The following is an 18,348-nucleotide window of genomic DNA, read 5'->3' as shown; positions in this document are numbered from 1 at the left end:
AAATCAGATTCCTAACATCATAATAAAAGATGCTAGACTGTAGAAAATCTACAGTCTAGGAAAATAAAGTGCCAAACAGCCATTGTACGTTGCCACCGCTCAATGCCTTACGTGCATTTGAGGCTGCTGGGCGTCATCTTAATTTTCGGGCGGCGGCTGATGAGCTGTTTGTAACACAGGGCGCGGTCGCTCAGCAGGTAAGAATGTTAGAGGAGCATATCGGCTTTCCGTTGTTTCAAAGACTACCAAGAGGCGTGGCGCTCAATAGCCAAGGTTCTATTTACTTTGCAGAAGTTACTCGCGCTTTTAAGATTTTGGATAAAGCAACATCTCAGCTACTCAGAGAACCTAAGACTGTCACTATCAGCGTGACGCCGACTTTTGCCACTAAGCTATTATTGCCGCGCTTATCTGCTTTGACTGCGGCAGTCCCTGATGTCGAGTTGCGTACTGTAGCGACCGAGTCCATTGCAGACTTTGACCGTGATCAGGTAGATATCGCGGTACGCCTGACGCGCCCACCATTCCCTATGGCATTTGATACCCAGCTACTGTTCAAACAAACGCTCGTAGCCGTGGCCAGCCCTCACTTGATGGCCAATAGAGAACTGCCCATATCACTTGAAGCGCTACAAGAGATGCCATTGCTCCATGACTCACATCATCATTGGCCACGATTTTTTGGTACCACAGATAAGCTAGCCGGCGCTGTATTTAACCAAACCGCATTGGCTTTAGATGCAGCGCTAGCGGGTCAAGGCGTTGCGATTGCTTGTCAGGCTTTTGTACAAGCGGATTTGAATGCAGGAAGATTGGTGCAAGTGAGTGAATCAACGCTAACAGTCGAGCCAGATTATTATCTCGTTCGCAAAAAGAGTTCGTCATCAACACCAACTGTCGACGCTGTCTGGAACTGGTGTGTCACTCATTTAGCACTAGCTTAGCACTGGCTTAGCACTGACTTGATTTAGTCAGGGCTAGCTAAGCATTAAGTTAAGCGTCAATATAAACAATCTAATCTCAAACTTATTAACGTAGTTAGCTTCTGAAACTAACTACGATTTTAGTCGTGCTTTTCTATCCTACTACAGTCGTGCTTCAACCTACTGATATAGACTTGCTTGCCTACTTTTTTGCTTCTCATTTTTTCTCCTCGTTTTATCCTTTTACTACCTACCCTAACTCAAAAATAAAACACAGTTACCTACCCCCTTCTCAATCAAAAAACACCCTATTTTTACGTGATTAAAATACTAGGTTTTTATGTCACATTACGTACAACTTACACAGTTAATTTATCACAAACAATTATCGGCTAAATCATTACTTAATTTTGTATTAGTATGCATTGGTATTCATTAAATGACTGAAGATACAAGTACTGACATTACCTATAAGCATACTTTTCTTTATATAAATTTTAACTTGTTGTACCTGCTTAAGGACCAGACATGACTGCTAACACACCAGAAACTTTGACTAGCGCAGCACTCAGTTTTCAATTGATGACGCGAGCTGAGCCTCCAGAGTTGGTTATTGCCACGATAAAGTCGTTATTAGCAGTAAAAGAAGCACGCGATGAAATATTGATTATCGATAACAATAATAAAGAGACGTCGTTATATAAGCCATTAGCAGCATTTTGCCAAAGCTTAGACGCTGAGCTGAATGTCCATTTTTATCATATTGATCGTGTCGAAGGATTCAAAGCGGGTGCTTTGAACTTGGCACTTGGATTAATGAGTCCAGACTGTAGTCACATTGTGGTGGTCGATAGTGATTACCAAGCATTACCACATGCTAGAGCCTCTATTACGCGGGCTATCGCTCAATATCCTGAGCATACCCTACTGCAATTTCCGCAGTTTTATCGTAATGAAGGACAGCTAGATGCGCATAGCGAGTTGAATCACTATTTTAATCATCATCTGTATCGTCCTTTTAACCGCAATCGCGCCTTATCAACGGGTACTTACGCAGTCATTCGACGCTCGGACCTTTTGAGTATAGGAGGCTGGTCAGGTGCTTCTATCACTGAAGATGCTCAAATGGGCGTGCTTATGCATCGACAAGGTTTTCGCAGTCAGTTTGTGCCAGAAGTCATTGCCACAGGTTTACTACCTAACACACTAGATGACCTAATATGTCAACGTCGACGTTGGATCTACGGCAATATGCAAGTGCTCACGGATTACCTGTCAGTCCCGTACAACTCTCCAGTTCAGTATGTCTCGCAATCCAAAAGTATGAGTGAACGCCTAGCATATATACGCGCTCATCTGTCTCAACTGAGTGCTTGGGTAAATTTCACAGGGTTCTTTATCCTTTTGCATATCTGCTCATTACTGGTGATGGTTGATATGCTTTTGGTAAATAACGTTGACGTGTCGATGCTTGCACCTTTGTATGTGGTTTATGCAGGTTATGCCTTTTTCATCCTTAGACGGTTGTGGGCATATTCCCGTGATCAATCGCCTCTTAACAAACAAATAGATGACAGCCATCAGCCACGTTTTAGCAGAAAAGTACGTGCATGGTTGATGCATTTGAACTTTTGGGAAATTGGTGCCTTGTCATGGCTTCCTGTGCTGTGGGGACGAGAGAAACCTTTTGTCTGTACACCAAAACAAAACTATATCCAAAATCGTCAGTCATTATTCCTTAAGAATATAGCAGCGTTACCAAAACTGCTGTTGGTGCTAAATATCATTACAGCCATAGTTGTAGCGCCATTTTCACCGCTCTATTCGCCAGTACTATTTATATGTGCAGCGGCAGTTTGTATTCTTAAACTAAGCGCCGCCAAGGTAGCAATGGATAATTTCTCTGATGCTCGAGCAGACATGCCAAGTATGAGTAAGGTTCTAAAACAGACTTTAAAAGTAGCCCATGAAAAGAAGACGACTATCACGACATCTTATGCGACGTCTTTATTTAAAGATAAAAAAACCATCGACTCGTAAGAATCAATACTTATAAAGCCAGTAATTTGTAAAAACTTGCGATTTATATAAGCCAATTTTGAAACAAGGTCACTCTATTGTCTTTTATCGTTTCTATACTAGGTTCCCTATACACCACTCTACTAACCAAAACGCTTATAGCCATAATACTTATAACTATAAAGGTCTTAAAAACATGATTAGGTCTTCGAATTCACCGCTACGTATTGCCATTATCGCGCATTCACTGTATCCCATTGCCCAGCCATATGCGGGTGGTCTAGAAATGATTACCCAATTGATTTGTGACGAGCTAGTGGCGCAAGGTCATGAGGTATTGCTTTACGCTCATAAAGATAGCGAGACGAAAGCAACGTTGGTGCCATTATTGACTCGTCATGAGTTTAATAAGATGGTCTATGATAATGAGCATGAAACGGTCGCCATGGGCCGTGAAGAGATGTACCAATATCTCACCTATCAGATAGCCCTACGAGATATTATCGAACGTGATGAGCGTGGTGAGATCGATATCGTACATAACCACAGTCTGCATCACATTCCGATGATGACAGGTCAAGCGTTTGGCGAAAGGTTTTTTACCACTTTTCATACGCCTATTTTTCCACAGCTACGTTTGGCACTTTTAACATTACGCTCTGGTACAACTACTCAATTTACAGCGATTAGTAAGCACCAACAGCAGTTATTCGCTGAGTTTGTTCCCTCACAAGTGGTGTATAACGGCATCGATGTCGAATCCTTTATTGCCAATACAGAATCGCTTGGCAATACTGATGGTTGCGATGACGAGATATATTTTTGGTATGGACGCATCTGCCCTGAAAAAGGCACTCATTTAGCCATGCAGTACTGTATGGAAGCTGGGAAGAAACTTATCATAGCAGGACCTAAAAGCAATGAAGACTACTTCAATCAAAAAGTAGCCCCTTTGTTATTTAAAGACAGTAAGAGTGGCGACGACAAACTATTCAGTTACGTAGGTCATGTCACCAAGGACGAGATCAATAATTATTTGTGCCAAGCAACTGCCATGCTGTTTACCAGCACTTGGGACGAGCCATATGGACTGACCTTAGCTGAGAGCTTGGCATGTGGCACACCAGTCATTGGTTTCGATGCTGGAGCCAGTGCCGAAATTATTACTTCAGAGACAGGAGTCATCGTACCTAAAAAAGACAAAGCCGCCTTTATCAATGGCTTTGCTACGATTAAAAATATATCACGCCAAGCCTGCCGTGACCGCGCTTTACAATTTTGTTCAGTATCAGCCATGGTAGACGGCTATCTGGCACTATATAAAGCAGCGTTAAAAAATAGAACTGTATTAATAGAAGACAATTCAGAAAGCTACATCAACAATATCAACAGCTATGAGCTGTCTGATTTAACAAAAGACTCCCTGCAGTTTTTTAATCAAGCCACTCAAGCGCCAGTTGAAATTGATAATGATCTTGTTAGCTTTTCTGAGGGATCGTAATGATGCGTATCGGATATTATGCTCATCATCATGGCTCAGGACATTGCCGCCAGGCAGACAAACTGGCTGCATTGCTACCTAATGACGCAAGAGCGCAATTAACGGTATTTACGAGCTTAGATATAGATAGCTATCGTTTTACCGCTATTGATGAACAACAAATCGTGCGTTTAAATGCAGAAGATGAACGCCCCGATGACATATTGGTAGGTCGTGCGGGAGAATATTGGCAACCAGCCAGCCTACACTACTCGCCCGTAGGCAATGGTGACATTCAAAAACGCAGTCACCAAATATTAGACACTATCTTTCAACGTAAGATTGATCTAATGATCATCGATGTCAGCGTCGAGGTAGCAATGCTCTGCCGTGCGGCAAGCATCCCTTACCTTTACGTTAGGCTTCCGGGCATTCGCGACGATGCGCCACATACAGGTGCATTTGCTGGTGCGCTTGGCTTACTGGCGCCTTATCCTAAAGCGTTAGAGTCTACCCAGACATCTGAGTGGGTCTGTAATAAAACGCTCTATCTTGACTTTATCTACTCTCAAAAAGCTGAGTCATGTACTTATGAGAGCTTTATAAATATTTTGGCAAAATTAAGCGCTGGTATCGAAATTTCTGCTCCTAAATCTACAAGCCTACTATCTAGCAGGGCTCAATTAACATACAAGTCCGGAGCTACAAGACCTATTATCACCGTTATTAAAGGCTACGGTGGACACAAAGCGATTGACGAAAAACTACCGGAGTTGCGCTCACTGCTACCCAATGCATTAATCATCTCTCTCGGGCCTATAGACGATGACAAACGATGTTATGTCGATATCTCAACTGAGGTAGATGACGTCACACCATTTATTTGTCATAGCAATTATCTAATGATGGCCTGCGGCCTAAACGCTGTCGCGCAAGCATATCATTATGATACGCCGCTCATAGTAGTGCCTGATGACAGACCTCATAATGAACAAGCTGTCATGGCTGAAGCGTTAGTCGCTCAAAACAAAGCGCTAAATTGGCAGCAGTTTAAAACCTCAATGAGCATCAATGACGGTCAACCTGAATCTATTGCTCAAATAATTCATTGTCGAAATAAACCACACCCCCCTACCTCGGTTGATAGCATTGAAAAAAATAACAGTGAGGAAGATAGCAGCGAGGAAACTAACGCAGTTACGCCAACAGCTGCTCAAGCGTTTATACATAGCACCACTGATTATCCTACTACTAAGCGTTGGTTTGAAAACTGGTTGCTTCCTCGACTCAACTTAGCACCCGAATCAACAATTGAATTCTGACTTATTAAATATTGACTTATTAAAAATAACAGGCAATACGATAACGAGGTAAAGACAAGCGATGACCATTCAGCCAACGAGTAACGCTAGCATGACTTCTAATACTGTACCGATGACCGTCATTACGACTTGCTATGGTCGTAATCGTCATCTCTACAACCTACTCAGCAGTCTAGAAAATAGTAGTGTGAAGCCAGTCGAAGTCATCATTGTCAACGATGACGCCGATCCCAATCGATTAGCTGAATTTTCACTAAATATCGTGAAGTTGCCGACTACGGTTAAATCAGCTGTGAATGACGGTGACGATACTACAACTACAGAGTTTGATATCGGACATAATCGCAATCTTGGAGCGTTGCAGTCAACTCACGATATGCTGATTTTTTTGGACGTTGATTGTATCGTAGCGCCTACGTTTATTGAGCAAATGTATAAGAAGCTTTTGCAATATCCTAATGCGCTTTTGATGGGTCAACCGCGCTATCTAACGCGACCATTATCAGTAGAAGAAAATGCACTATTAAAAACCAATCATTTGCTTTTCTCTGTTTTAGACGAGCTGTCTGTCTATAACCCTTATCGTTATAATTTTGATGAAGCTGATTCAAACCAAGCAGGAACGAAGCAAACAGCTATCAAACAGACTGATGACTATGGTGCATTCTGGAGTCTATGTTTCGCTATCAAGCGACAGACTTTTAATAAAATTGGTGGTTTTGACACCCAATATACAGGTTATGGCGCAGAGGATACCGATTTTGCTTTTACAGCACGTCGATTAGGTATCGATTTTTACCTTACTGCTGATATCGCTTATCATCAGCAGCATAGTGTCTATCGGCCACCCCTCAATCATTTGGACAGTATCATTGTCAATGCCAATCGTTTCTATCAAAAATGGCACTGTTGGCCTATGGCAGGATGGCTGTCACAATTTTCCGACATGGATCTGATTGATTGGACCGAAGAACAGTCATCATTGATAGTTATAAGACGAGAGCCTAGCGACAATGAGATAAAGCACGCTCATTGTCCTGATGCTCCTTATGTTTAACTATTTTTAGCAATTTCTAGCTAAACATATCTTAGTTAACCAATATTCTAGTACCGATGAATAGCCACTCCTTTAGGTAGTCGACTCATTTCCTGACGTTCAAAATTCCAATTATGCCCATGCCAAAAGTGAGCAGTTTTATCATTGTCATTGAAGCCGATTATTACTATCTCTAACGGTAGTTTCGTGTCTTGAATACTGTGTAAGTATGCTCGAGCTGCTAGCATCAGCCGATACAATAGAAAACCTGATGAAGGTGCTGACGAATGAATATCAGTAAAATATGGATAGTCAGTAACGACTTTATGATGCTCTGATATTACACTGTGGTAGGTAGAGCTTGATAATAGTTTTTGCATGCTCGAAGGGATGTTTAAGATTCGATGAGCAGTGACAGGATCGTCATTAGGGCTTGGGTCATCAGCTAATGTTGGAAACTGATAAGGCTGGTTGCTCGTTAATATCCCTAGCGGGGCGGTCTCTGCCATATGCTCCACCACTGATATATGATTGCTTCTAGGCGGTAGGCCAAAATGCAGCTTACTGTCGCCAATCTGCCGAAAAAACAGCAACTTAGGTAGTGAACTAGCTAACTGATGGCTAGCAAAAAAATCAGCGTGAATAAAGTGATTAAATAACACTAAGACATCATCGGGCTGTAACAACATCTCAAGCTGAGCCGTGGTCACAGCAGGATTATTTGCAATTAGCACGACTCGTTTAGCTTGCTCTAGTGCAGTTTGTATAACGACTGGTAGTGTTAAGAAAGCAGATTGCGCTGTGCTTATATCATTAAATATATATCCGCTATTCTCTGACAGCGCGATACTCTGTTTAAGTGTTGGTTTTTCTGTATTGGACTCTATATTGGACATAGCAACCTTAGTTAATGTAAACTTTTGATTGCTACTTTAGCATTATTAGCAATTTTTATAGACAAAGCTTTACCTCTATTATGCCCGGATAAAGCCTTATCTTAATAAAAGTCTGCCACTTCCTACCTCTTACTTATTCAACTCAAAAATCATATTTTGCCATTATTTCAATTTGCTGACCTGCTGGCATCCATGGGAATGTCGTTACGTCCTGATTTCTCCACTCAATACCCAAATCTAGATCTGGTAGATACTCATAGATAAGGTTTGCGCTTTTTACATTAGCAGAAGTATCTGCCGCATCGTCTACATTTACCTCACCATAGCGCAAGTTGCCACGCAGCTTTTGGGTAAATTGATGCTTATATCCTACGCTATAGCCAGTTTGCGAGATAAGCTTCCCATCCTCGGCATCACAGTCTACGCCGCCATTCATAACTAGCGGTCCTCCAACACAGATAGCAGAATAGGCACCCATGCCTTTACCATTGTATATACTGGCATGGAGTGAATCTTTACCCAATGTTAGCTTGCCCGCTAAAGAAACACCGATACCCACATCTGAACCATCTCCGTTCTCGGCATCACGAGCCGTGACAGCCACGTTATATTCAAAGTTAGATATCTTATCTTTATAGCTTACCACCATATCAGGCAGGCTCGCATTATCATAAACAGGGTCTTGCGCCGTAAAACGTAGCCCCTTATAAGTATAGTGCAACGTCAAATCTGGACGAATATAAGAACCACCACCAGAGGCCGTGCCCAAACCAGTACCCCAGAAGTCAATCTGCTCCGTAGAAAGAGGCGCCACTGCCAAAAACTGACCATTCCAAGTCTTACCCACTGTCAAATCATCAACCTGAACATACGCATGACGCAAGCGCAGATTTGAGCCGCCCTTGGCGTAATCGCCATAAAAATCACCTTCGATAAACCCCGTGAGTTTTTTATCATCTACCGATTTGGTCGTCTTAACATTGATACGAGACTGGCGTAAATTACCCTTAAATTCCGACTCGCCTTCATCAGGAGAGTTAAAAGCACCTTCTGCTTTGATGTAACCACCGATACTCAAAGTCGTGTCACCTGTTGTCACAAGATCGACTGCTTGTGCAGATACGCATGTTACAACCGTAGCAAAACCTACAGATAGCCTTTTTATATAAAGCATCATTCATCTATTCCCTGTTTTATGTTGATATCCTTATCAATCCCAATTGCTACTACGTTTTCTTTAATCCATAAAAATAAACAATCCCTTTATATGAAAATTAACTTCTACTTAATAAGTACTTCCTAATTAAAAACCCCAATCATAATTCGACCGATATATTTGGTGTTACGCTTCTTGGTTAATATTCTCTAAAGCAGCAATCGCGTCTTTTTGCGACTCATTGATCGGCTTTTTTTGCCCACTCAATTTATCGAGATATACCAACACCGACTCACCGATTGCAACGACTGCTTTCTGCACCGTACTGTAATAGGTATATTCGTGAATCAGACTTGAATTACCGATTTTTTTGACCTTAACGCCAATCCATAACTCATCGGGATAGGCAACCGATTTTAAATACTGACATAACGAGGCTGCCATCACCGAAGACGTCTGTTCGTTAAATAAACCAAGTCGCCTGTTGTAGTAGATACGAGCGTTTTGAGCATATTCGTAATAAACCACATTATTGACATGACCAAAGGAGTCCATATCACCCCATTCCACTTGCTGAGGATAGATAACGGTAAAGTCATGCAATGGGTGATTGTCGTCGCTTGCGACAATCTCTTGTATTTCTGGGAACATAGGCGCAGCTTCCATAGTTTCTCTCTTTTTATTAGACAGTTTTGTTATATAGATGATGAGTGTGACTCAGGGTGCTCGTGACTCACACACCTCCCTCATCCCTAGTATTTAGTCAAACACTAGGGTTTATGCAAGTTTTCACTTTTGTCAGAGTCGATTTGATGGTGACCGGATTGTTTGACTAGATGAGATTTTCTGAGTACATCGAACGCATGCGTTTTTTATCGAGTTTACCGACGCTGGTTTTTGGCATGTCTGATAGAAATCTCACTTCACTTGGCACACCATATTTTGGCAAATGACCTCTCTCAACCGCTTGATGACCCAGTGCCAAAATATCTGTCGATGTTGTATCGATATAATCTGGCTTTAGCACGACCAATGCGAGAGGACGCTCGCCCCAGCGCTCATCGGGAACACCAATCACCGCGATATCAGCGACGCTCGGATGAAAGGAAAGAATTGTTTCAACCTCAAGCGAGGACACCCATTCACCGCCTGACTTGATGACGTCCTTTAGCCTATCGGTAATGCTGAGCGTGCCATCAGCGGTCATGCAGGCGATATCTTGCGTATGCATCCAGCCACCTTTCCACAGCTCATTACCTGCATCGGGGTTTCTAAAATAGCTTTGGGTCAGCCACGGTGCTCGTATCACAAGCTCGCCTGTCGATTTGCCATCCATTGGTTGTGGTTTACCATTCTCATCCCAGATTTCCATCGATACCAGCATAATGGGCGAACCTGACAGACAGCGATAATTGAGATTATCCTCTAGGGTCATCGACTCAGTCTTGTCATCGAATACTGCTCGAGACAGTACAGGGCATGATTCTGACATCCCAAACCCTGACATAAACTCGATACCGCACTCGATAGCTGCTTTTGCCAAGCCTTCGTTTAGCTTTGAGCCACCTAGCAGTAGTTTGAGATTCTCAAATTTGCGACCGCGTTCCGCCATTTCTTTGAGGAGCATTTGTAATATTGCAGGGACACCATGTGACAGCGTGACCTTGTGCTCCTCAATCAAATCGACTAACTTTGGTGCCAGATATCGTCCTGGATATACTTGTTTTAGTCCTATCATGGTAGCGCCGTACGGCCAGCACCACGCATGGACATGAAATAAAGGCGTCATCGGCATATAGACATCGTTGTAGCGCGCACCTTGACCTTCGGCATTGAGCGCTGATGCCAGTGTGCTTGCCATCGTCTGTAGTACAATCTGGCGATGAGTGAAGAAAACCCCTTTTGGATCGCCTGTGGTACCACTGGTATAGAATGTGGTGGCGATGGTGTTTTCATCAAAATCTGGAAAATCAAACTCATCACTGGCGGCTGCCAACAGTGCCTCGTACTCACCATCGACATAGTCAGGTAGCGCTGCTTTCTCACCACCTAATTTGTCACCTTCTGCATCATCAGCCCACATCACATGCTCAATAGAAGGCGCATCGTCACGATAGTCTTTAATCATCGGCGCAAATTCAGCATTCAACAATAAGGCTTTTGGCGCAGCATGGTTGACGGTATATAGCACTTTTTCTTCAGATAAACGCACATTAACGGTTTGCAAAATCATGCCCGACATTGGTACTGCAAAGTATGCCTCAAGGTAACGATGACTATCCCAGTCCATGACCGCGACCACATCACCTGCCTGCAAGCCCATATTTTTTAATACATTGGCCAAGCGATTAATACGTTTAAAAAACTCAGCATAGGTATAAGTGACTTTGTCGGCATAGCTAATGGTTTGGTTGGTGGAAGCAATCTTGGCACGGTTTAGTAGCTGTTTGATAATTAACGGGAACCCATACGCTTCTTCGGCTTGATGGTAGTTATCGTGTTCGTTGAGTATGGTTGTCATGGTATCTTCCTTGATAATAAATTGTCCTTAATATAGTCAATCCTCTGTAAAAGAGTGACAGCGTTAACCTCACTTGAATTATCACAGTTACATCTGCGCTCGGTTGCCTTGTCTCTCTTTTAAACTGAATCAACTATAATCAGTAATGGGGCGAGCGTGCTTTTGAGTCTCAGACGCGTTCTATCACCATGGCAAGCCCTTGCCCAATACCAATACACAGGCTGACCACGGCATATTTGCCGCCCGTACGCTGTAGCTCTCGGGCGGTACTCAGGGCAATTCTTGCACCTGATGCGCCAAGCGGATGGCCGACAGCGATAGCTCCACCATTGGGATTGACACGCTTATCATCAAAGTCAATATCCAACCCTTTAAGGCAGCCAAGCACTTGCGAGGCAAAAGCTTCATTGATCTCAATGACAGACATGTCCTCGAGGGTCAGATCCGCACGCTTTAGTGCTAGCTTAATCGCTTCAACAGGACCAACGCCCATGATGTTGGGTTCAACACCCATTGCACCTGATGATAGGATCTTGGCAATCGGTTTAAAGCCTAGCTTTTTTTCTGCTTGCTTTGAGCCAATGATGAGCGCGGCAGCACCATCATTGATGCCAGAGGCATTACCTGCGGTGACGATTCCATCTTTGTTTAAAGGCTTGAGCTTTTGTAGTGCTTCAATGTTAGAGCTGGCACGCGGATGCTCATCATCTATGACTACTTTTGCAGGCAATTTCTTACCTTGGGAGACAGTGATAGGTGTTATTTCATTGTCAAAGAACCCTGCTTGTTTGGCGACTTGGTACTTGGCCTGTGATGCGGCTGCAAACTTATCGGCTTCCTCGCGCGTAATACCATACTTCTGCGCGACATTGTCGCCCGTCTGCGGCATGGTATCACTGCCGAACTGCTCAATAATTTTTGGGTTGGGGAAACGGCTACCAATGGTCGTGTCAAATACTTTAAAATCACGGCTAAAAGGCTGCTCTGTCTTGGCAAATACGAACGGCGCACGCGTCATCGACTCGACCCCACCTGCTAAAATAATATCCCCTTCGTGACACGTGATACTGCGTGCAGCATCGACAACAGTAGACAGACCTGACGCACATAGACGGTTGACTGTCTGACCTGGAGTTGTTACATCCAGCCCTGCTAACAAAGCCGCGTTACGCGCGATATTGCGAGAGTCCTCGCCTGCTTGGTTGGCACTGCCTAGCAACACTTCATCAAAGATATCAGCAGATAGTTGGTGCTTTTCGACTAACGCTTTCATCACGGTAGCAACCAAATCATCAGCACGTACGGTTGCTAATGCGCCAACATATCGACCAAAAGGACTTCTTAATCCATCATAAATATAGGCATCTAACATAACGTTTCCTTGTCGTATTTTTAACTCTGAATAATGGTTTTATGGTTTGACAACCATATTTTGTTGTTCAAATTAGTAAGTGTTTTGCTGAGTAAACAATGACACATCAAGCTTGGCGCGGCGTTGCAGCCAAGGACTTGGGCGATAGCGCGGATCGCCTGTCAGTCCGTAGATGCGCTCTAAAATAAGCAATATACGCGAGGCCCCAAGATGGTCGCCCCAAGAGATAGGACCATATGGATAACCTAGCCCAAGCTTGACGGCATTATCGATGTCTTCAGGTGAAGCAATCCCTTGCATAGCAATGTCACAACCAAGATTGATCACCATAGCGACCACACGTTGTGCCACAAAGCCGATGCTTTCGGAAATCAGCGTGGCACCGACCATAGGCTGTGTGGTTGCTTCACTGTCATCCAAGCTTTTACCAAATAACGCATAAGCTTGTGCGATAAATGTCTCTTGCGTGACTAGACTTGGCATCAAAGTACGATGCTTTGCTAGTCCAGTGAGCATATCAATGGCAACGGCTTGCTTAGGATTAACTTGATAACGAATGGCAGCATTGGTCGTATCTTCGCCATAGGGTGCTAGTAAAACCAAACTATCAGGGTTTGGCTTGTCGTTGTCATCAATAGCGACACCCTGAGACTTTAGGTAATCGACCAATTGATTTTTGTCTTCTATCAGATCAGCGCCAACCCAAACTGAGGTAACAACGGCATCAGATATGAGTGCTTCGGACGACTGATCTTGAGCAGTAGCTGCTGACAACTTCTGACCGTTTTCATAGTGATAGAACCCTGCACCAACCTTACGACCAAGCTTCTTACCTACCAGCATTTGACGGGTCAGTGGATGCGGACGATAGCGCGCTTCGTGATAGAACTGATTGTAAATCGACTCCATCACGGGGTGCGACACATCGATACCAGTGAGATCTAACAGCTCAAACGGCCCCATGCGAAATCCTGCACCTTCACGCAAAATTTGATCAATATTCTCAAACGTTGTTACCTCTTCACCCAATATTTTTAACGCTTCTGTGCCGTACGCTCTACCGCCATGATTGACGATAAAACCCGGTGTGTCTTTTGCTACCACACCTAGATGACCCATACGTTTGGCCAAATCGGAGAGAACGTTAATCACGGATTGCTGAGTAGAAAGGCCTGGAATGACCTCTACAATTTTCATCAAAGGGACTGGATTAAAGAAGTGAAATCCTGCCACGCGCTCTTGATGATCACAGTCAGCAGCAATTGCGGTCACTGATAAGGAGGAGGTATTGGTCGCCAAAATAGTATCAGTAGTGACCACACCTTCTAACTGGGCAAAAAGCTGTTTTTTGATGTCTAAATTTTCGATAATGGCTTCAACCACTATCTCAGCAGTCGCAATTTGGCTAAGCTCTTGTAGTACGGTCAAATTACTTAAAATATCCTGTAGTTGCTCATCGGTAAACTTGCCTTTAGCAGTTAGTTTTTCTAGGGTACTTTGCAAGGATTGTCGTCCTTGTTCAGCAGCGCCTGATTTGGCGTCATATAAAAGTACTTGGATACCAGCTTGAGCAGCAATTTGAGCAATACCCATGCCCATAATACCAGTGCCTATAATGGCAATTGTGTTCACAGTCATAATAACTCTCTACATAGTTTGCTATGAAATTTCGGTTCAAAGGTGATAACTTGCTTCAAAAGCGAGCACAATGTGGCTCTGAATTCACGTGCTTATGAATTAACGCAGCTATGGATTAATGCCCTTTGTACTCTGCAGGACGCTTTTCCAAGAAGGCTTTAGCGCCTTCTTTTTGGTCGTGAGTATTGAACAAAATCTGGAAAGCCTTACGCTCTAAAGCCAACGCACCTTCTAAAGGCATATCAATACCCAAATTTGCTACTTCTTTGATTTGCGCTAGGGCAATGGGAGAGTAATGTGATAGCTGCTCAGCAATCTCAATGGCGCGTGTGATAGTAGCCTCGTCTGCCACGACTTCAGATACCAGCCCCATTGTGTCCGCCTCATCAGCGCTGATCATATCGCCCGTTAGTACCATCTTCATGGCCTTATGTTTGCCAATCGCGCGGAATAAACGCTGCGTCCCGCCAGCACCTGGCATGAGTCCTATCTTGATTTCGGGTTGACCAAATTTGGCAGACTTGCCTGCGATGATAATGTCAGCATGCATGGCCAACTCACAGCCACCGCCCAGAGCATAACCATTGACGGCAGCAATAATGGGTTTTTGGCAGTTAGTAATGGCCTCCCAATAGCGTTCACTATGACGCAGGTACATACCTACTGTACTAGTAGTCAAAAAATCGTTGATATCCGCACCAGCGGCAAATACCTTGTCACCACCAGTAAGGACGATCGCTTTGGTTTGTGGGTCATCATTTAGTTGAATGAACAGATCTGCCATTTGTTGGCGTAGCTCGCTGTTTAGTGCATTGCGCACTTTAGGGCGATTAAGTCTAACGACACTCACACCCTCTCCTCTTTTCTCACAAATAATGAGCGGCTTTTCCATGATAGACTCCTTAAACATCATTCTTGCATAAAGTATAAACACCTTAACAAAGCATTCATTTTGAATATTAAATATCGCTATGCGGTATTTAATATCAATATATACTGTTTATTTTGGTTTGTGAAGCATAAAAATTTGATAAATTATAATAAATTTAAAATAAAGAGCCATATTCAATCATATAAATACCGCAATGCGGTTTTTTAAACCAAAACTATTGTAATTTAATAATTCATCGATTATGCTGTTTATCCAAGGACGTCACATTATTTAGTACTGTCACAGCGCCGATATTGATATCAGGCATCAATCAAACAAGGAAGATTCATATGATTAGAGATAAAGAGACCCTCGACCACATCACTCAGACTATTCGTAACTTCGTTAATGATCAACTTATCCCTATGGAACATTGGGTTGCCGAAAATGACCGCCTTCCAGAAGAGATCATTGAGCAAATGCGAGAATTAGGGCTCTTCGGATTGACCATACCTGAAGAGTACGGCGGACTTGGTGTCACTATGGAAGAAGAGGTCACGCTGGCATTTGAGTTAGGACGTACCTCCCCTGCGTTTCGCTCATTAATAGGGACAAATAATGGTATTGGCTCATCCGGCCTAGTAATTGATGGCACTGAAGCACAAAAGCAGAAGTATCTACCTCGGTTGGCCAGTGGTGAAATCATCGGTTCATTCTGTTTGACCGAGCCGGAGTCAGGATCAGATGCCGCCTCATTGAAAACGACCGCTATTAAGGATGGTGATACTTATATCATCAATGGAACCAAGCGCTATATCACCAACGCCCCGCAGGCTGGTGTATTCACTGTCATGGCACGTACTGATCCACAGAACAAACGCTCTGGCGGTATTTCAGCATTTATCGTGGAGAGTGACACGCCTGGTATTACTTTGGGCAAAATTGACAAAAAAATGGGGCAAAAAGGCGCGCATACCTGTGATGTGATCTTTGATAATTGCGTCGTACCAGCGGATGCGCTCATCGGCGGTGTTGAGGGGGTTGGCTTTAAAACGGCCATGAAAGTGCTTGATAAAGGGCGCTTGCACATTGCAGCAGCCAGTACTGGAGCCGCCACTCGCATGCTGAATGATGCACTCAACTATGCCGTCGAGCGTAAGCAATTCGGTCAACCGATTGCCAGTTTTCAGCTTATCCAAGGCATGCTCGCTGATTCAAAAGCAGAAATCTATGCCGCCAAATCCATGGTGCTAGACGCTGCACGTCTGCGTGACGAAGGCAAAGACGTTGTTACTGAATCCTCATGCGCCAAAATGTTTGCCACTGAGATGTGTGGCCGTGTTGCTGATAGAGCTGTACAAATTCATGGCGGTGCCGGTTATATCGCAGACTACGGTATTGAACGTTTTTATCGTGATGTACGTCTATATCGTTTATATGAAGGTACCACACAAATTCAGCAAGTCATCATTGCCCGCAATATGATTAAAGAAGCCAGCGAGTAATCCTTACCACTTTTTCATCTATCAAAATGCACGGCGGTATTTGCTAGGATGCTGATACCGTTCCCCTCTATTTTTACCACTACGCATTAAATTAGTTTTTCATTCTCACAACGTTAAGGATATAAATTGTGAAAAGTGTCGCTATAACTGCAGATCCAAGTATAAGTTCCACCCAAAAACAACCTTGGAAACTGGCCTTTGTTTTTTGTTTTTTAGTTTTACTATGTGATGGGGCTGATATCGGTATTCTTGCCTTTACCTTATCCAGCCTAAAACTAGAGTTTGCACTGACTAATGTACAAGCTGGCGCTCTAGGCAGTTGGTCGTTATTTGGAATGGCAATCGGTGGGTTTTTTGGTGGTTGGGCTTGCGACCGCTTTGGCCGAGTACGTGTCATCGTCCTTGCGACTGGCATGTTCTCTATATTGTCTGGTTTTAGTGGATTGGTGCAGAGCTATGAGCAATTTGTCACGCTACGGGTTATTGCCTGCTTGGGGCTTGGTAGTCTTTATATCGCTACCAATACGCTTATGTCAGAGATGGTACCTACCAAACATCGAACCACTGTACTTGCAGCCTTGATGACAGGATTTACCTTAGGCTCATTGGTTATCACCAGTGTATCCGCTTGGATTATCCCTAGCTATGGTTGGCGCACACTATATCTACTGACGTTTTTGCCGATACTTTTGGCAGTATCAATGTACTTTTTGGTCCCTGAACCCCAGTCTTGGAAAGACGCTCGAGCACTAAAACTGAGCGGCGCACTAGATACACTCAAAAAAGCAGAGAACCCATACAAAGCGATAATGGAAAATCCGAAACACCGTATCATGTTTATCCTATGGTCAATGAGCTCAGGACTTTTGTTATTTGGCTATTTTGGTGTCAGTAACTGGCTACCTTCTTATCTAGAAACTGAATTGGGTATCAAGTTCAAAGAAATGGCACTGTATATGGCGGGAACGTACCTGACTATGATGTTTGCCAAAGTTGTGGCTGGATTTATGGCTGATAAAATCGGACGTAAGATAGTATTTGCTTTTGGTACGATGGGCACCGCATTGTTTATTCCTATTCTAGTATATATGCATACTCCAGAAAATATTGGTTGGTTAATGATCACCTTTGGTTTCTTATATGGTATCCCCTATGCCATTAATGCCACCTATCTAACCGAAAGCTTCCCTACTGCTATCCGAGGTACTGCTATCGGTGGTGCATTTAATATTGGACGGCTTGGCTCTGTGATTGCTCCTGTTGCCATCGGTTATATGGCCATGCATAACTCTATCGGCGCAGGTTTATTACTTATGGCAGGTGCATATTTCTTATGTGGTCTTATCCCTACTTTGTTCATTAAAGAAAAGCAATATGATCCACAACAAGCCTAACCATACCTCTTATAATGACTATCGCTACCGTTCATACCGCATAGCGAAACAATAGTTTCTCATTATGCTATGCTGAGAATGTGAAAGTAAATTGATATAATATAATCAAAGAGACAGTGGGTAACTGTGGGCTGATATTAGCTCACAGAATGCTATGAATAATAAAGTTTTGTGATTTTATAACGCTTGTATGAATTTGATTGGGGATAATAGAC

General features: G+C 43.4%; 14 protein-coding genes. 7 read left to right on the top strand and 7 right to left on the bottom strand.

From position 1 onward, the window contains the following. Nucleotides 1-68 precede the first annotated feature (68 nt). The 5 genes from ABFV72_RS02695 (at nt 69) to ABFV72_RS02675 (ending at nt 6,801) form a co-directional block, all read left to right on the top strand. Nucleotides 69-944: a LysR substrate-binding domain-containing protein gene (locus tag ABFV72_RS02695; RefSeq protein ID WP_347162328.1), complete on the top strand. Its 876-nt coding sequence runs from the start codon at nt 69-71 to the stop codon at nt 942-944. 507 nt (nt 945-1,451) lie between these two features. Next, complete coding sequence (locus ABFV72_RS02690; RefSeq protein WP_347162327.1) at nt 1,452-2,963, top strand: glycosyltransferase family 2 protein; 1,512 nt, start codon at nt 1,452-1,454, stop codon at nt 2,961-2,963. A 175-nt stretch (nt 2,964-3,138) separates the two neighbouring features. Then, nucleotides 3,139-4,443: a glycosyltransferase gene (locus ABFV72_RS02685; RefSeq protein WP_347162326.1), complete on the top strand. Its 1,305-nt coding sequence runs from the start codon at nt 3,139-3,141 to the stop codon at nt 4,441-4,443. Further along, the gene (locus tag ABFV72_RS02680) at nt 4,443-5,744 is read left to right on the top strand and encodes a hypothetical protein (RefSeq protein ID WP_347162325.1); all 1,302 of its coding nucleotides are present in this window, start codon (nt 4,443-4,445) and stop codon (nt 5,742-5,744) included. The genes ABFV72_RS02685 and ABFV72_RS02680 overlap by 1 nt, the downstream gene beginning before the upstream one ends. 61 nt (nt 5,745-5,805) lie before the next feature. Continuing rightward, complete coding sequence (locus ABFV72_RS02675) at nt 5,806-6,801, top strand: glycosyltransferase family 2 protein (protein WP_347162324.1); 996 nt, start codon at nt 5,806-5,808, stop codon at nt 6,799-6,801. A gap of 47 nt (nt 6,802-6,848) precedes the next feature. Here the strand turns inward: ABFV72_RS02675 and ABFV72_RS02670 are convergent, their stop codons facing one another. The 7 genes from ABFV72_RS02670 to ABFV72_RS02640 form a co-directional block, all read right to left on the bottom strand. Then, nucleotides 6,849-7,676 carry a hypothetical protein gene (locus tag ABFV72_RS02670; protein ID WP_347162323.1) on the bottom strand — a complete coding sequence of 276 codons (828 nt, stop codon included), beginning with the start codon at nt 7,674-7,676 and terminating at the stop codon, nt 6,849-6,851. Between the two features lie 142 nt (nt 7,677-7,818). Continuing rightward, nucleotides 7,819-8,853, bottom strand: coding sequence for a hypothetical protein (locus ABFV72_RS02665; protein WP_347162322.1), 1,035 nt, complete (start codon nt 8,851-8,853; stop codon nt 7,819-7,821). A 165-nt stretch (nt 8,854-9,018) separates the two neighbouring features. Continuing rightward, nucleotides 9,019-9,498, bottom strand: coding sequence for an acyl-CoA thioesterase (locus ABFV72_RS02660; RefSeq protein ID WP_347162321.1), 480 nt, complete (start codon nt 9,496-9,498; stop codon nt 9,019-9,021). Between the two features lie 166 nt (nt 9,499-9,664). Continuing rightward, entirely contained in the window at nt 9,665-11,353 is a 1,689-nt protein-coding gene (locus ABFV72_RS02655) for a fatty acid--CoA ligase (RefSeq protein ID WP_347162320.1), read from the bottom strand. Nucleotides 11,354-11,522: 169 nt separating this feature from the next. Next, nucleotides 11,523-12,725, bottom strand: coding sequence for a 3-oxoadipyl-CoA thiolase (locus tag ABFV72_RS02650; protein ID WP_347162319.1), 1,203 nt, complete (start codon nt 12,723-12,725; stop codon nt 11,523-11,525). A 72-nt stretch (nt 12,726-12,797) separates the two neighbouring features. Beyond that, entirely contained in the window at nt 12,798-14,363 is a 1,566-nt protein-coding gene (locus ABFV72_RS02645) for a 3-hydroxyacyl-CoA dehydrogenase (RefSeq protein ID WP_347162318.1), read from the bottom strand. A gap of 115 nt (nt 14,364-14,478) precedes the next feature. Continuing rightward, nucleotides 14,479-15,255 (bottom strand): enoyl-CoA hydratase, encoded by a 777-nt coding sequence (locus ABFV72_RS02640; RefSeq protein ID WP_347162317.1) that lies wholly within the window; start codon nt 15,253-15,255, stop codon nt 14,479-14,481. A gap of 329 nt (nt 15,256-15,584) precedes the next feature. Here ABFV72_RS02640 and ABFV72_RS02635 point away from each other — a divergent pair, with 329 nt between their 5' ends. Together ABFV72_RS02635 and ABFV72_RS02630 are read left to right on the top strand one after the other, a co-directional pair. Continuing rightward, nucleotides 15,585-16,739 (top strand): acyl-CoA dehydrogenase family protein, encoded by a 1,155-nt coding sequence (locus ABFV72_RS02635; RefSeq protein ID WP_101204502.1) that lies wholly within the window; start codon nt 15,585-15,587, stop codon nt 16,737-16,739. Between the two features lie 128 nt (nt 16,740-16,867). Next, nucleotides 16,868-18,133, top strand: a complete 1,266-nt coding sequence (locus ABFV72_RS02630) for an MFS transporter (RefSeq protein ID WP_201547212.1) — start codon at nt 16,868-16,870, stop codon at nt 18,131-18,133. The last annotated feature ends 215 nt before the right edge of the window (nt 18,134-18,348 follow it).

This window comes from Psychrobacter proteolyticus (assembly GCF_039762275.1).
In the GTDB taxonomy this organism is placed as follows: Bacteria; Pseudomonadota; Gammaproteobacteria; order Pseudomonadales; family Moraxellaceae; genus Psychrobacter; species Psychrobacter proteolyticus_C.
Note: the sequence above shows the minus strand (reverse complement) of the source record. Positions and strands in the feature narration are given on the sequence as shown.

Bases quoted from the DNA above. Each gene is read 5' to 3' on its own strand.
- ABFV72_RS02690 (WP_347162327.1), top strand. From the start codon at position 1,452: ATGACTGCTAACACACCAGAAACTTTGACTAGCGCAGCACTCAGTTTT.
- ABFV72_RS02685 (WP_347162326.1), top strand. From the start codon at position 3,139: ATGATTAGGTCTTCGAATTCACCGCTACGTATTGCCATTATCGCGCAT.
- ABFV72_RS02680 (WP_347162325.1), top strand. From the start codon at position 4,443: ATGATGCGTATCGGATATTATGCTCATCATCATGGCTCAGGACATTGC.
- ABFV72_RS02675 (WP_347162324.1), top strand. From the start codon at position 5,806: ATGACCATTCAGCCAACGAGTAACGCTAGCATGACTTCTAATACTGTA.
- ABFV72_RS02670 (WP_347162323.1), bottom strand. From the start codon at position 7,676: ATGTCCAATATAGAGTCCAATACAGAAAAACCAACACTTAAACAGAGT.
- ABFV72_RS02665 (WP_347162322.1), bottom strand. From the start codon at position 8,853: ATGATGCTTTATATAAAAAGGCTATCTGTAGGTTTTGCTACGGTTGTA.
- ABFV72_RS02660 (WP_347162321.1), bottom strand. From the start codon at position 9,498: ATGGAAGCTGCGCCTATGTTCCCAGAAATACAAGAGATTGTCGCAAGC.
- ABFV72_RS02655 (WP_347162320.1), bottom strand. From the start codon at position 11,353: ATGACAACCATACTCAACGAACACGATAACTACCATCAAGCCGAAGAA.
- ABFV72_RS02650 (WP_347162319.1), bottom strand. From the start codon at position 12,725: ATGTTAGATGCCTATATTTATGATGGATTAAGAAGTCCTTTTGGTCGA.
- ABFV72_RS02645 (WP_347162318.1), bottom strand. From the start codon at position 14,363: ATGACTGTGAACACAATTGCCATTATAGGCACTGGTATTATGGGCATG.
- ABFV72_RS02640 (WP_347162317.1), bottom strand. From the start codon at position 15,255: ATGGAAAAGCCGCTCATTATTTGTGAGAAAAGAGGAGAGGGTGTGAGT.
- ABFV72_RS02635 (WP_101204502.1), top strand. From the start codon at position 15,585: ATGATTAGAGATAAAGAGACCCTCGACCACATCACTCAGACTATTCGT.